A 14,392-nucleotide genomic window follows, 5' to 3' on the forward strand; every position below is an offset into this window, starting at 1 on the left:
GGGGGAGCCTCCAGAGCCCCCCGCAGGCATCATGTGGAGGAGGCGCTGTGAGCAGCGACCCGTGGGGCCGCGTCGACGAGACGGGGACCGTGTACGTGCGGACGGCCGAGGGCGAGCAGGTCGTCGGTTCCTGGCAGGCCGGCTCCCCCGATGAGGCACTGGCCTACTTCGAGCGCAAGTACGAGGGCCTGGTGGTCGAGATCGGCCTCCTCGAGAAGCGCGTACGCACCACCGATCTGTCGGCGAAGGACGCCCAGGCCGCCGTCGACCACCTCCGGGAGCAGGTCGACGCGCATCACGCGGTCGGCGATCTGGCCGCCCTGCGCACCCGCCTGGACAAGCTGGTCGAGACCGTCGAGTCGCGGCGCGAGGAGCGCAAGGTGCAGCGCGCCCGGCAGGCGGACGAGGCGCGGCACAGCAAGGAGGCGCTGGTCACCGAGGCGGAGGAGCTGGCCGGGTCCGACCAGTGGCGGGCGGCCGGTGAGCGGCTGCGCGCGCTGGTGGACACCTGGAAGGGGCTGCCGCGCCTGGACCGCAAGTCCGACGACGAGCTGTGGCACCGCTTCTCGCACGCGCGCTCGGCGTTCTCCAAGCGGCGCAAGGCGCACTTCGCGCAGTTGGACGCGCAGCGCGAGGAGGCGCGCCGCACCAAGGAGCGGCTGGTCGCCGAGGCCGAGGCGCTGTCGGGCTCGACGGACTGGGGTGCCACGGCGGCCCGGTACCGCGAGCTGATGGCGGAGTGGAAGGCCGCGGGGCGTGCGCAGCGCGAGCACGAGGACGACCTGTGGAACCGCTTCCGTGGTGCCCAGGACGTGTTCTTCGCCGCGCGCGGCTCGGTCTTCGCCGAACGGGACGCCGAGCAGTCGGAGAACCTGAAGCTGAAGGAGGAGCTGGCCGAGGAGGCGGAGAAGCTGCTGCCGGTCGGTGATCTCAAGACCGCCCGTGCCGCCTTCCGTTCGATCAACGAGCGCTGGGAGGCCATCGGCCATGTGCCGCGGGACGCCCGCCCGCGGGTCGAGGGCCGGATGCACACGGTCGAGCGGGCCCTCCAGGAGGCCGAGGAGAGCGAGTGGCGCCGGACGAACCCGGAGGCACGCGCGCGTGCCGAGGGTCTGACCGGTCAGCTCCAGGCCGCCGTGGACAAGCTGCGGGGCCAGATCGAGCAGGCGCGGGCGCAGGGCAACAACGCGCGGGCCGACAAGCTGGACAAGGAGCTGTCGGGCCGCCAGGCGCTGCTGGACCAGGCCCTGAAGGGCCTCCAGGAGTTCGGCGGCTGAGCGCGGCACGCAGACAGACGGCGAGAGGGCCCCGTACACGCCGTACGGGGCCCTCTCGCCGTCTGCCGCCGCCTCCCCGGCACTCCGGTGCTCCGGGTGCCCGGGAGGCCGCTGGGGCGGCTAGGACCGGTTGCGGGCCGATGTGACGCGGTAGACGTCGTAGACGCCCTCCACGCCGCGCACCGCGCGCAGGACGTGTCCCAGGTGCTTGGGGTCGCCCATCTCGAAGGTGAACCGTGAGGTGGCGACGCGGTCGCGGGAGGTCTGGACGGCCGCGGACAGGATGTTGACGTGCTGGTCGGACAGGACGCGGGTGACGTCCGAGAGCAGTCGGGAGCGGTCCAGGGCCTCGACCTGGATGGCGACCAGGAAGACCGAGGACTGGGTGGGCGCCCACTCGACGTCCAGGATCCGCTCGGGTTCGCGGGAGAGCGAGTCCACGTTGACGCAGTCGCTGCGGTGGACCGAGACCCCGCTGCCGCGGGTGACGAACCCGATGATCGGGTCGCCGGGCACCGGTGTGCAGCAGCGGGCCAGTTTGACCCATACGTCGTCGACGCCCTTGACGACGACACCCGGGTCGGCGCTGGAGCGGCGCTTGCGCCCGCGCCCGCGGGCGGGCGGGATGCTCTCGTCGATCTCCTCGGTGGCGGCCTCCTCGCCGCCGAGGGCCTGGACGAGCTTCTGCACGATGTTCTGGGCCGAGACATGGCCCTCGCCGATCGCCGCGTACAGCGCGGAGATGTCCGAGTAGCGCATCTCGTGCGCCAGCGTGACCAGCGAGTCGCCGGTCAGGATGCGCTGGATGGGCAGGTTCTGCTTGCGCATGGCGCGGACGATGGCGTCCTTGCCCTGCTCGATCGCCTCGTCGCGGCGCTCCTTGGAGAACCAGGCGCGGATCTTGTTGCGGGCACGCGGCGACTTGACGAAGCCCAGCCAGTCGCGGGAGGGCCCGGCACCGGCCGCCTTGGAGGTGAAGACCTCCACCAGGTCGCCGTTGTCCAGGGTGGACTCCAGCGGGACGAGGCGGCCGTTGACCCGTGCTCCTATGGTGCGGTGGCCGACCTCGGTGTGGACGGCGTAGGCGAAGTCCACCGGGGTGGCACCGGCCGGGAGCGCTATGACGTCGCCCTTGGGCGTGAAGACGAAGACCTCGTTGCGGGAGAGGTCGAAGCGCAGTGATTCGAGGAACTCGCCCGGGTCCTCGGTCTCCTTCTGCCAGTCGAGGAGCTGGCGCAGCCAGGCCATGTCGTTGATGGCCGCGTCCTTGCCCGCCTTGCCGGTGGACCGGGGCGCGTCCGTGCGGACCTTGGAGGCACCGGCGACGGCCTCCTGCTTGTACTTCCAGTGCGCGGCGATGCCGTACTCGGCGCGGCGGTGCATGTCGAAGGTGCGGATCTGTAGTTCGACGGGCTTGCCGTTGGGGCCGATGACCGTGGTGTGCAGCGACTGGTACATGTTGAACTTGGGCATCGCGATGTAGTCCTTGAACCGGCCGGGGACCGGGTTCCATCGCGCGTGCACGGTGCCGAGGGCGGCGTAGCAGTCGCGGACCGTGTCGACCAGGACACGGATGCCGACCAGGTCGTAGATCTCCGCGAAGTCGCGGCCGCGGACGATCATCTTCTGGTAGACGCTGTAGTAGTGCTTGGGGCGGCCGGTGACGGTGGCCTTGATGCGGGCGGCGCGCAGGTCCGACTGGACCTCGTCGGTGACGATCGCCAGGTACTCGTCGCGCTTGGGGGCGCGTTCGGCGACCAGGCGGACGATCTCGTCGTACATCTTGGGGTAGAGGATCGCGAAGGCGAGGTCCTCCAGCTCCCACTTGATGGTGTTCATGCCCAGGCGGTGGGCGAGCGGCGCGTAGATCTCCAGGGTCTCGCGCGCCTTCTTCTCCTGCTTCTCGCGCTTGAGGTAGCGCATGGTGCGCATGTTGTGCAGGCGGTCGGCGAGCTTGATGACCAGGACGCGCGGGTCCTTGGCCATGGCGACGACCATCTTGCGCACGGTCTCGGCCTGCGCGGCCTCGCCGAACTTCACCTTGTCGAGCTTGGTGACGCCGTCGACGAGCAGGGCGACCACGTCGCCGAAGTCGCGGCGCAGGTCGTCCAGGCCGTACTCGGTGTCCTCGACGGTGTCGTGCAGCAGCCCGGCCATGAGGGTGGCCGGGTCCATGCCGAGTTCGGCGAGGATGGTGGTGACGGCGAGCGGGTGCGTGATGTACGGGTCGCCGCTCTTGCGCTTCTGGCCGCGGTGCCAGCGCTCGGCGACCTGGTAGGCGCGCTCGATCTGGCGCAGGGTGGCCGTCTCGATCTTGGGGTCGTTGCTGCGCACTATCCGCAGCAGCGGCTCCAGGACCGGGTTGTACGGGTTGGCGCGCTGGACGCCGAGGCGGGCCAGGCGGGCGCGGACGCGGTTGGAGGAGCCGGAGCGGGCGGGCTGGCCGCCGGCGGCGCGCACGGGAGGGGCCGGTTTGGGGCGCACGGACTCGGCGGACTTCTCGACGGGCGCGGACGAGACGCGCTCGACCGGGCCGCGGGTGTCGTTCTTCGCGTCCTTCGCGTTCGGCGCGGGCTTCGCCGCGGCTGCCGAGGCGGACTCGGGCTTGGCGGCGGTCAGTGGCTGGGCCTCGTCTGGCAAGAGGACTCCTCGTGCGCGATCCGGGTGCCCCGGTCAGGCTCCCGGAGGTCCCATGGTAGCGATTCCGGGCTCCCGGATCGCCTTCAGCCCGGTGCGCGGGCCGTTCACCGGGGAAAACGCACGGGACGGGCGCCGGATTCCTCCGGGCCCGTCCCGTGCGCCGTCGTACGAGCGATACGCGGACGTGCGTGCGCCGTGCTCAGACCTGGAGCAGCGCCTCCAGCGGGGCGCCGTCCAGGGCGGTGCCCAGGCGGGCGCGGCCCTGGAGGAAGCCCAGCTCCATCAGGACCGCGACACCGGCGACACCGGCGCCCGCGCGGCGGATGAGCTGGAGCGACGCCTCGGCGGTGCCGCCGGTGGCGAGGACGTCGTCGACGACCAGGACGCGGTCGGCGGCGGTCAGGTCCTCGGCGTGCACCTCGATCTCGGCCGAGCCGTACTCCAGCTCGTAGGCCTGGCGGAGGGTGGCTCCGGGAAGCTTGCCCGCCTTGCGCACCGGGATGAAGCCGAGGCCCGCGCGCAGGGCGACCGGGGCGCCCAGGATGAAGCCGCGCGCCTCCAGGCCGACGACCTTGGTCGCGCCCTGGCGGGTGGCGATCTCCGCCAGTGCCTCGGTGAGCGCGGAGAAGGCCGCCGGGTCGGCGAGCAGCGGGGTGATGTCCTTGAACACCACCCCCGGCTCCGGGTAGTCGGTGACGTCGCGGATCCGGCTGAGCAGCAGTTCCCGGATGTCGGTCATCGGCGCTTCCCGGAGGGACGGCCCCGGCCCCGGCTGCGGGCGGCGGGCTGGTTGCGCGGGCCGACCACGGCGGGGGCCGCGTCCTCGGCGTCGTCGTCGTAGGACCCGTCGTCCGTGGTGCCCTCGGCCGTCACCGGGGTGCCCTCGGCGGCGGCCTGGGCGCGCTTGGCCAGGACGCGCTTCCTGAGGGCCTTCATCTGCGGCTCGTGCTCCTTGAGGTCGGCGACGAGCGGCGTGGCGATGAAGATCGAGGAGTACGCGCCGGCGGCCAGGCCGACGAACAGCGACAGCGAGATGTCGTTGAGCATGCCCGCGCCGAGCGCGCCGCCGCCGATGAACAGCAGGCCCGCCACCGGCAGCAGCGCCACCACGGTGGTGTTGATGGAGCGCATCAGGGTGCCGTTGATGGAGCGGTTGGCGAGGTCGCTGTAGGTCCAGCGGGTCTGCTTGGTGATGTCCTTCGTCTGCTCCTTGAGGCTGTCGAAGACGACGACCGTGTCGTAGAGCGAGTAACCGAGGATGGTGAGCAGACCGATCACCGTACCGGGGGTGACCTCGAAGCCGACGAGGGCGTAGATACCGGTGGTGATGGTGATGTCGTGGATCAGGGCGACCAGGGCGGCGACGGCCATGCGCCACTCGAAGGCGATCGCCAGGTAGATCACGACCAGGACCATGAAGATCGCCAGGCCCTGCCAGGCCTTGTTGGCGATCTGCTCGCCCCAGCTGGGGCCGACCAGGTCGGCGTTGATCTGCTCGGGGTTGACCTTCAGGTCCTTGGCCAGCGCGTCCTTGATCTCGTCGGACTTGCCGGTCTCGATGCCCGCGATCTGGATGCGCAGGCTGCCGTCGCCGAGCTTCTGCACGATCGCGTCGTGCCCGGAGGCGTCCTCCGCGAACGTCTCGGCCTGGCTGACCGAGGCGGTCATGTGCTTGGGGGTGGTGAAGACCGCTCCGCCCTGGAACTCGATGCCCATGTTCAGGCCGCGCACCGCCAGGCCGAGGATGGCCGTGATGGTGATCAGGATGGAGATGCCGTACCAGAGCTTGCGGTTCTTGACGAAGTCGTAGCCGACCTCGCCGCGGTGGAGTCGGGCGCCGAGGCTGCCGAGCTTGGACATCTCACGCCTCCTTCGGGTCGACGGGGCCGGCGGGGCGGGAGGGGCGGCGGGTGCGGCGCAGCGGCGCCTTGGCGCCCAGGGCCTTGGGGTCGAGACCGGACCACCGGTGGCCGTTGGCGAAGAACTTCCGGCGCGCCAGGATCGTCATCAGCGGCTTGGTGAACAGGAACACCACGACGACGTCCAGCACGGTCGTGAGACCGAGGGTGAACGCGAAGCCCTGCACCTTGCCGACGGTGACGATGAAGAGCACCGCGGCGGCGAGGAAGGACACGAAGTCGGAGACGAGGATGGTGCGGCGGGCCCGCGGCCAGGCGCGCTCCACGGAGGGCCGCAGCGTGCGGCCCTCGCGGATCTCGTCCCGGATGCGTTCGAAGAACACGATGAACGAGTCCGCCGTGATGCCGATGGCGACGATGGCACCGCAGACGGCCGGCAGGTTCAGCGCGAAGCCGATGCCCGGTCCGAGCAGCGCCATGATCACGTAGGTGAGGATCGCCGAGACCAGCAGCGAGGGGATGGCGATGACCGACAGGCCGCGGTAGAAGATCAGCAGGTAGACGACGACCAGGGCGAGGCCGATGGCGCCCGCGATGAGGCCGGCGTGCAGCTGGTCGCCGCCGAGCGCGGCGGTGACGGTGGTGACGCTGTCCTCCTTGAAGGTCAGCGGCAGCGCGCCGTAGGACAGCATGTTCGACAGGCCCTGGGCCTCCGACTGCGTGAAGCGGCCGGTGATCTCGGCGTTGCCGCCGGTCAGCGCCTCGCGGACGTACGGGTCGGAGACGACGTTGCCGTCGAGGACGATCGCGAACTGGTTCTGCGGCGTCTGGTTCTGCGCCAGCTTGCCGGTGATGTCCGCGAACTTCTTGGCGCCCTTGGAGGTGAACTCCATGGTGACGGTCCAGCCGGAGCCGTTCTGCGTGTTGAAGACGGCCTGGGCCTTCTTGACGTCGGTGCCGTCCACGCCGGCCGGGCCGAGGAGGTACTTCGCCCACTGGCCCTGCGAGTCCTGGCCGCAGGCGACGGTCGACACGGTGGGCTTGACGCCCTTGCCTGCCGTGGCGCGGACGGACTCCTTGGAGCAGTCCAGGGCGGCGTACTCGGCCTGGAGCTTGCTGTCGTCACCGGAGGTGGCGCCGCCGGCCGACGGGGAGGCGGGGGCCTTGGGGCTCTGCGAGGAGTTCGGCGCGGCGGAGCCGGTGCTGCCCGTCGAGGGAGTGGAGTCGGCCTTCAGGCCGTCGGTGACGGCACGGCCCTGGTGCGTCGCGGTCGACGAGGGGCTGGAGCCGGAGGTCGCCTTGTCCTTGTCGCCGGTCTTGTCGGTGGCCTTGTCGCCCGGCTTGTCCGTGGCCTTGTCGCCGGGCTTGCCGGAGGAGCTGGAGGACGGCGCCGGGCTGGCCGGGGGCTGGCCGGCGGAGACCTCGGTGGCCAGCACCGGGCGGAAGTACAGCTTGGCGGTGGTGCCGACCTGCTCCCGGGCCTCCTTGGAGTTCGTGCCCTTGGGGATGTTGACGATGATGTTGTCACGGCCCTGGGTCTGAACCTCGGCCTCCGAGACACCCAGACCATTGACACGGCGGTTCATGATGTCGACCGCGGTGTCCATGTTGGCCTTGTTGATCGCGGATTCCTGACCGCGTTCGGGAACCGCCCTCAGGGTGATGCTGGTGCCGCCGGCCAGGTCGATGCCGAGGCGCGGGGTGGTGTGCCCGGAGGCGAACATGCCACCGGTGAGCGCCACGATGGCGATCAGGATGAGGGCCAGCGAGCGCCATGGCTTGCTCTGGGCGCTCGCGCTCCGGCCCTTCTTAGGTGCTGCCACCTTCTCGTACTCCCTCTCGGGCCGCTCCGCGCCGGGTGGGCTTGGTGTGCGGCCATGACATGGTGTCGGGATCCCGCGCGAAGTGAACACGTCCCAGGGCGCGCGGGCGGTGCCGCGCGCCCTGGGTGGTGCCTACTTCGCCCCGGAGTCGCCGTCGGTCTTCTTCGGCTCTTCGTCCGCCTTCGCCTCGGCGGCGGCGTCGGCGGATTCCTCCCCCTTCGGCTCGGCCGCGTCCTTCTTGCCGAGGTCGATGGGCTTGTCGTCGGAGGCGGCGGAAGCGTCGGCGGCGGGCTCGTCGGTCTCGGTGAGGGAGGAGGCGTCGTCGGGAACGATGTCGGTGTCGGACTTCAGGTCGTGCTCGACGCCGTGGACGATGCGGTTGTACTCGTCGTCGGACAGGACGGTCGCGATGGCGTTCTTGGCGAAGAGAAGCTCCACGCCCGGCCCGGCGTCGAGGAGGACCGTGTCGTCGTTGACCTCCTTGACCGTCGCGTACATGCCCCCGATGGTGCGGATTCCGCTACCGGGCTGCATCTGGTTCCGCATGGTGGCGGCCTGCTGCTGCTTGCGCTTGGCCGACCGGGTCATCAGGAACATGGCCCCGATGAGCACGATGAACGGGAGGAGGGTCACGAGACTCACGGGTCGGAACTTCCTTCACACGACCGCGATGGAAAGCGGCCTGATGGTTGGGGGTGTGCTTGCCGTCGACAAGGGCGGCATCGGCGGAGTCTAAGGGAGTCCGCGTGCAAGGAACAACGCTCAGCATGGCACCTGGGTTCCTCCCCGGGCCAATGGATCGCCGTCACGCCCCGAACAGGTCCTGTTGTCCGTTTCCCGCCCCGGGCGAGCCGGGCGGGGTGAGGCCGAGGTGCGCCCAGGCGGCCGGGGTGGCGACCCGTCCGCGCGGGGTGCGCGCGAGCAGGCCCTCGCGGACGAGGAACGGTTCGGCGACCTCTTCCACGGTCTCACGCTCCTCCCCCACCGCCACCGCCAGCGTCGACAGGCCCACCGGGCCGCCGCCGAACAGCTTGAGCAGCGCCGTCAGCACGGCCCGGTCCAGACGGTCCAGGCCGCGGGCGTCGACCTCGTAGACGGCGAGGGCCGCGGCGGCGATGTCACGGGTGATCATCCCGTCCGCCTTGACCTGCGCGTAGTCCCGCACCCGGCGCAGCAGGCGGTTGGCGATGCGGGGGGTGCCGCGGGAGCGGCCGGCGATCTCGGCGGCGCCGTCGGCCTCGATCTCCACGTCCAGCAGTTGCGCCGAACGGTGTACGACGCGCTCCAGCTCGGCGGGCTCGTAGAACTCCATGTGGGCGGTGAAGCCGAAGCGGTCGCGCAGCGGGGGCGGCAGCAGTCCGGCCCGGGTGGTGGCGCCGACCAGGGTGAAGGGGGGCAGTTCGAGCGGGATGGCGGTGGCGCCGGGGCCCTTGCCGACGATCACGTCGACGCGGAAGTCCTCCATCGCCATGTACAGCATCTCCTCGGCGGGCCGGGACATGCGGTGGATCTCGTCGAGGAAGAGCACCTCGCCCTCCTGGAGCGAGGACAGGATGGCGGCGAGGTCGCCCGCGTGCTGGATGGCGGGGCCGGAGGTGATGCGGATGGGAGCGCCCATCTCGGCCGCGATGATCATGGAGAGGGTGGTCTTGCCGAGGCCGGGGGCGCCGGAGAGCAGCACGTGGTCGGCGGTGGCGCCGCGCGCGCGGGCGGCGCGCAGCACCAGGTCGAGCTGTTCGCGGACCTTCTCCTGGCCGATGAACTCGCCGAGGTCCTTGGGCCGCAGGGCGGCCTCGACGGCCTGGTCCTCGCGGTCGGCGACAGAGCCCACCAGTCGCTCGGCGGCGGTGGTGTCGGGCGTGTCGTCCCAGTTCACTGCGGTTGTCTCCTAGCGGGGCGCGGGGCGCCGGTTGCGTCAGCGGGCCCGGTGGCGTCAGCGGGCTCGGTTGAGGGTCTGGAGGGCCGCCTTCAGGAGCTGCCCCACCTGGGGGGTGCCGTCGGCGGCCTCGGCCTGCGGGGCGACGGCGGTGACGGCCTCGTCGGCCTCGCGGGTGGCGTAGCCGAGTCCGATGAGGGCGGCGTGCAGCTGGTCGCGCCAGCCCTGGGTCACGGGGGCGCCGACCGCGGGGGCGCCGACCGGCGCGCCGAGGCGGTCCTTCAGCTCCAGGAGGAGCTTCTGGGCGCCCTTCTTGCCGATGCCGGGGACGGCGGTGAGGGCCTTCTCGTCGCCGGTGGCGACCGCGCGGCGCAGCGCGTCGGGGCTGTGCACGGCGAGCATGGCCTGGGCCAGGCGCGGGCCGACGCCGCTGGCGGTCTGGAGGAGCACGAAGACCTGGCGCTCGTCGTCGTCGGCGAAGCCGTACAGGGTCAGGGAGTCCTCCCTGACGACGAGGGAGGTGTGCAGCTTGGCGGGGCGGCCGATCCGCAGGGCGGACAGGGTGCCCGGGGTGCAGTGGACGGCCATGCCGACGCCGCCGACCTCGATCACCGCGGTGTCGGGGGCGAGCGCGGCGACGGTGCCGCTGACGAAGGCGATCATGCCGTACGGCCTTTCGTGTGCGGGGCCGTCCTGGTGGCGGCGGCGGTGTGCAGGGCCACGGCCTGCTGGAGCCGGTTCTGTGCGGGGGCCCGCCAGATGTGGCAGATGGCGAGGGCGAGGGCGTCGGCGGCGTCGGCGGGCCGGGGCGGCGCGGCGAGCCGCAGCAGGCGGGTGACCATGGCGCCCACCTGGGCCTTGTCCGCGCGTCCGCTGCCGGTGACGGCGGCCTTGACCTCGCTGGGGGTGTGCAGGGCGACGGGGATGCCGCGGCGGGAGGCGCACAGGATGGCGACGGCGCTGGCCTGGGCGGTGCCCATGACCGTGCGCACATTGTGCTGGCTGAAGACGCGCTCCACGGCCACGAACTCGGGGCGGTGCTCGTCGAGCCACTGCTCGATGCCCTGTTCGACGGCGACCAGGCGGTGTCCGAGGTCGGCGTCCGCGGGGGTCCGCACCACGCCCACACCGATCATGGTCAGCGGCCGGCCCGCGACCCCCTCCACGACACCGACCCCGCAGCGGGTCAGCCCCGGGTCCACCCCCAGTACGCGCACGCGATCTTTCCCTTCGATCTCCTGTCCGCGCAGGCTATCGGGTGCCACTGACAACGGCGGCGGGCCCAGGGACGTGTGTCCCTCGGCCCGCCGGTGGCGCCGTGCGTGCGTCAGGCGTCGACCTTCTCCATGACCTCGTCGCTGACGTCGAAGTTGGCGAAGACGTTCTGCACGTCGTCGCTGTCCTCCAGCGCGTCGATCAGCTTGAAGATCTTCCGGGCGCCGTCCTCGTCCAGCTCGACCTGCATGGTCGGGACGAAGTTGGCGTCGGCCGAGTCGTAGTCGATGCCGGCCTCCTGGAGGGCGGTGCGGACCGCGACCAGGTCGGTGGCCTCGCTGAGGACCTCGAAGGTGTCACCGAGGTCGTTGACCTCCTCGGCGCCCGCGTCCAGGACGGCACCCAGGACGTCGTCCTCGGACAGCTCGCCCTTGGGGACGATCACGACGCCCTTGCGGTTGAACAGGTACGACACCGAACCGGGGTCGGCCATGGAGCCGCCGTTGCGGGTCATGGCGACGCGGACGTCGGAGGCGGCGCGGTTGCGGTTGTCGGTGAGGCACTCGATGAGCACCGCGACGCCGTTCGGCCCGTAGCCCTCGTACATGATCGTCTCGTAGTCGGCGCCGCCGGCCTCAAGACCGCCACCGCGCTTGATGGCGGAGTCGATGTTCTTGTTCGGGACCGACTGCTTCTTGGCCTTCTGTACGGCGTCGTAGAGCGTCGGGTTGCCGTCCAGGTCCACGCCGCCCATCCGCGCCGCGACCTCGATGTTCTTGATCAGCTTCGCGAAGAGCTTGCCGCGCTTGGCATCGATGACGGCCTTCTTGTGCTTCGTCGTGGCCCATTTAGAGTGGCCGGACATCTGCCTGTCTCCTTCGCGTAAACCCATCCTGTACGAACGCCCCCGGGCCTGAAGCAGCCGGGAGGTACCCCGGGAGATCCTACAAGGACTCCGCCGCCCGTATCGCGCGCACCATGTCGACGAACAGGGCGTGCACACGGTGGTCGCCGGTCAGCTCCGGGTGGAACGACGTGGCCAGCGCGTTGCCCTGGCGCACCGCCACGATGTGACCGCCGTGCTCGGCGAGCACCTCGGCCCCGGCGCCCACGGACTCGACCCAGGGCGCGCGGATGAAGACGCCCTCCACCGGATCGCCCTCGACGCCCCGGACGTCCACGGCCGCCTCGAAGGACTCGTTCTGCCGGCCGAAGGCGTTGCGGCGCACGATCATGTCGATGCCGCCGACGGTCTCCTGGCCCGAGCGCGGGTCGAGGATCTTGTCGGCGAGCAGGATCATCCCGGCGCAGGTGCCGTAGACGGGCATGCCGTCACGCACGCGCGCGCGGAGCGGGTCCATCACGCCGAACAGGACGGCGAGCTTGGAGATGGTGGTGGACTCGCCGCCGGGCAGGACCAGGCCGTCCACCTCGGCGAGTTCCTCGGGGCGCCTGACCGGCCTGGCCACGGCGTCGGCCGCGGCCAGGGCGACGAGGTGCTCCCGTACGTCGCCCTGGAGGGCCAGGACGCCGACGACAGGTGCTTCGCTGCTCATGGGGTGGGCTACCAGCCGCGGTTGGCGTAGCGCTCGGTCTCGGGGAGGGTGTCGCAGTTGATGCCGACCATGGCCTCGCCGAGGTTGCGGGACGCGTCCGCGATGATCTTCGGGTCGTCGTAGAAGGTGGTCGCCTTGACGATGGCGGCGGCGCGCTTGGCCGGGTCGCCGGACTTGAAGATGCCGGAGCCGACGAAGACGCCCTCGGCGCCGAGCTGGCGCATCAGGGCGGCGTCGGCCGGGGTGGCCACGCCGCCGGCGGAGAAGAGGACCACCGGGAGCTTGCCCAGCTCGGCGACCTCCTTGACCAGCTCGTAGGGGGCGCGCAGGTCCTTGGCGGCGGCGTACAGCTCGTTGTTGTCGAAGCCGCGCAGCCGGGCGATCTCGTTCTTGATCTGGCGCAGGTGGCGGACGGCCTCGACGACGTTGCCGGTGCCGGCCTCGCCCTTGGAGCGGATCATGGCCGCGCCCTCGGCGATGCGGCGCAGGGCCTCGCCCAGGTTGGTGGCACCGCAGACGAAGGGGGTGGTGAAGGCCCACTTGTCGGAGTGGTTGACCTCGTCGGCCGGGGTGAGGACCTCGGACTCGTCGATGTAGTCGACGCCGAGCGACTGGAGGACCTGGGCCTCGACGAAGTGGCCGATGCGGGACTTGGCCATGACCGGGATGGAGACGGCCTCGATGATGCCCTCGATCATGTCCGGGTCGGACATGCGGGCCACGCCGCCGTCCTTGCGGATGTCGGCCGGGACCCGCTCCAGGGCCATGACGGCGACGGCGCCCGCGTCCTCGGCGATCTTCGCCTGCTCCGGCGTGACGACGTCCATGATCACGCCGCCCTTGAGCTGCTCGGCCATGCCGCGCTTGACGCGCGCGGTACCGGTCTCGGGAGTCTGGGCGGAATCGGGAAGCGTGGTGGACACGGGTGACCTCACTCGGGTGGAAAGAGGGGGTTGATGCACCCAGAGGAAACGCGAGTGGACCAGTCCACGGCAAGGGCCAATGACAAGCGGGTGGATCCTTTTGCCCGCACGGCCCCTGTACGGGCAGTGCCGTGCGGCGCGGACCGCTAGGCCGCGCGCTCCACCAGCGCCACCGGGGGCTCGTCGTCCATCTCGAAGGCCAGCGGGAAGGGGGCGTGCCCGGCCAGCCGGAACCAGCGCACCTTGCGGTGCTCGCGCAGTCTGCGGGCCGCGCCCACGGCGTCGTTGTGGAAGCGGCGGGCCATCGGCACCCGGCGCACCGCCTCGGCCAGCTCGCGCGCCGCCTCCTCGCCGCCGGGCACCGCGCGGACCGCCTCCACCTGCTGCGCCTCGCCGAACACCGCCCGCAGCGCCTGGCTCAGCTCGCTCTCGGCGACCTCCCGCTGCTCCTCCTCGGACTGCCGGGCCGCGTGCGCGGCCTCGTACAGCACGATCGAGGCGGCCGGGTCCAGCACCCCGGAGGTGGCCAGTTCCTGCGCCACGGAGGCGCGGCGCAGCAACTGCGCGTCCAGCGCGGCCCGCGCCGCGTCGATCCGGGCGTGCAGCCGGTCCAGCCGGCCCGCCGTCCAGCTCAGATAGAGGCCGACGGCCACGAGCGCGACAAGGATCCAGATGAGCGTTGCGATCACGGGCGGCAAGGCTACCGGGGCGGGGAGGGGGGCCTGCGGCCGGTCGGGGGTGTGCCGAGCGGTTCGGGAGCGGTGGGTGCCGGTCCCCGGGGCGGGCAGCGGGGGCGCGGGCGCGCGGCCGTAGGGGCGCCGATCCGCCCCTCGGGGGCGGGGAGTGACGCGGCGCCTGGGGCGGGGTGGCGTCTGCGGCTGTCCGGGAGAGGGCGCAGGTGGGCGAGGCGACCGATCCGGGGGCGGTGTGCCCGTACCTGGGCGGGCAGTAGGGGCGCGGTGGCACGGGCGCCGCCCCGTCCCTCGGGCAACCGGGACGGCACCAGGCCAGGTGGGAACGGAGCCTGCGGCCGGACGGTGAGGAACTGGGCGGGCAGCCGCTCCGGGGGCAGTGGACGCCCGCCCAGGGCGGACAGCCGCGGCGCGGGTACGCAACATCAGGGAGCGCCGATCCGCCCCCGGGCGCGCAGGCCGGAAGGCACCCGGCCGAGGCGGCCGGAGAGGCATACGACCGGTCAGGAGGCCGGAGCCGGGGGCTGGCGC

At 71.6% G+C, this 14,392-nt stretch carries 13 protein-coding genes; 1 reads left to right on the top strand and 12 read right to left on the bottom strand.

The window, feature by feature from the left end; all coding sequences use genetic code 11:
* Positions 1-47: 47 nt before the first annotated feature.
* Entirely contained in the window at positions 48-1,277 is a 1,230-nt protein-coding gene (locus tag ACWDYF_RS15385; RefSeq protein ID WP_018570223.1) for a DUF349 domain-containing protein, read from the top strand.
* Positions 1,278-1,397: 120 nt separating this feature from the next.
* On the opposite strand, the gene ACWDYF_RS15390 is transcribed toward ACWDYF_RS15385, so the two are convergent.
* From ACWDYF_RS15390 to ACWDYF_RS15445, 12 genes are all read right to left on the bottom strand, one after another.
* Positions 1,398-3,917: a RelA/SpoT family protein gene (locus tag ACWDYF_RS15390; RefSeq protein WP_389464183.1), complete on the bottom strand. Its 2,520-nt coding sequence runs from the start codon at positions 3,915-3,917 to the stop codon at positions 1,398-1,400.
* Positions 3,918-4,116: 199 nt separating this feature from the next.
* A complete protein-coding gene (locus ACWDYF_RS15395) occupies positions 4,117-4,656 on the bottom strand; it encodes an adenine phosphoribosyltransferase (protein WP_381737072.1) in 540 nt (179 codons plus the stop codon).
* The gene (secF, locus tag ACWDYF_RS15400) at positions 4,653-5,777 is read right to left on the bottom strand and encodes a protein translocase subunit SecF (protein ID WP_381737071.1); all 1,125 of its coding nucleotides are present in this window, start codon (positions 5,775-5,777) and stop codon (positions 4,653-4,655) included. The genes ACWDYF_RS15395 and secF overlap by 4 nt, the downstream gene beginning before the upstream one ends.
* Position 5,778: 1 nt before the next feature.
* Positions 5,779-7,599, bottom strand: a complete 1,821-nt coding sequence (gene secD, locus ACWDYF_RS15405) for a protein translocase subunit SecD (RefSeq protein WP_389464181.1) — start codon at positions 7,597-7,599, stop codon at positions 5,779-5,781.
* 132 nt (positions 7,600-7,731) lie between these two features.
* On the bottom strand, positions 7,732-8,241 hold the full coding sequence (gene yajC, locus ACWDYF_RS15410) for a preprotein translocase subunit YajC (protein WP_355478667.1): 510 nt from the start codon (positions 8,239-8,241) through the stop codon (positions 7,732-7,734).
* Between the two features lie 163 nt (positions 8,242-8,404).
* A complete protein-coding gene (gene ruvB / locus ACWDYF_RS15415; RefSeq protein ID WP_064531679.1) occupies positions 8,405-9,475 on the bottom strand; it encodes a Holliday junction branch migration DNA helicase RuvB in 1,071 nt (356 codons plus the stop codon).
* Positions 9,476-9,532: 57 nt separating this feature from the next.
* Positions 9,533-10,138, bottom strand: a complete 606-nt coding sequence (gene ruvA, locus ACWDYF_RS15420; RefSeq protein ID WP_355478665.1) for a Holliday junction branch migration protein RuvA — start codon at positions 10,136-10,138, stop codon at positions 9,533-9,535.
* Positions 10,135-10,692, bottom strand: coding sequence for a crossover junction endodeoxyribonuclease RuvC (gene ruvC, locus ACWDYF_RS15425; RefSeq protein WP_018570233.1), 558 nt, complete (start codon positions 10,690-10,692; stop codon positions 10,135-10,137). The genes ruvA and ruvC overlap by 4 nt, the downstream gene beginning before the upstream one ends.
* A gap of 110 nt (positions 10,693-10,802) precedes the next feature.
* Positions 10,803-11,555: a YebC/PmpR family DNA-binding transcriptional regulator gene (locus tag ACWDYF_RS15430; RefSeq protein ID WP_064531685.1), complete on the bottom strand. Its 753-nt coding sequence runs from the start codon at positions 11,553-11,555 to the stop codon at positions 10,803-10,805.
* Between the two features lie 79 nt (positions 11,556-11,634).
* A complete protein-coding gene (gene pdxT, locus ACWDYF_RS15435; protein WP_381737068.1) occupies positions 11,635-12,246 on the bottom strand; it encodes a pyridoxal 5'-phosphate synthase glutaminase subunit PdxT in 612 nt (203 codons plus the stop codon).
* Positions 12,247-12,254: 8 nt separating this feature from the next.
* The gene (pdxS, locus tag ACWDYF_RS15440; protein ID WP_234021320.1) at positions 12,255-13,103 is read right to left on the bottom strand and encodes a pyridoxal 5'-phosphate synthase lyase subunit PdxS; all 849 of its coding nucleotides are present in this window, start codon (positions 13,101-13,103) and stop codon (positions 12,255-12,257) included.
* Between the two features lie 212 nt (positions 13,104-13,315).
* Positions 13,316-13,858: a LemA family protein gene (locus ACWDYF_RS15445; protein ID WP_018570237.1), complete on the bottom strand. Its 543-nt coding sequence runs from the start codon at positions 13,856-13,858 to the stop codon at positions 13,316-13,318.
* Positions 13,859-14,392 lie beyond the last annotated feature (534 nt).

It is taken from the genome of Streptomyces sp. NPDC003284 (genome assembly GCF_053589675.1).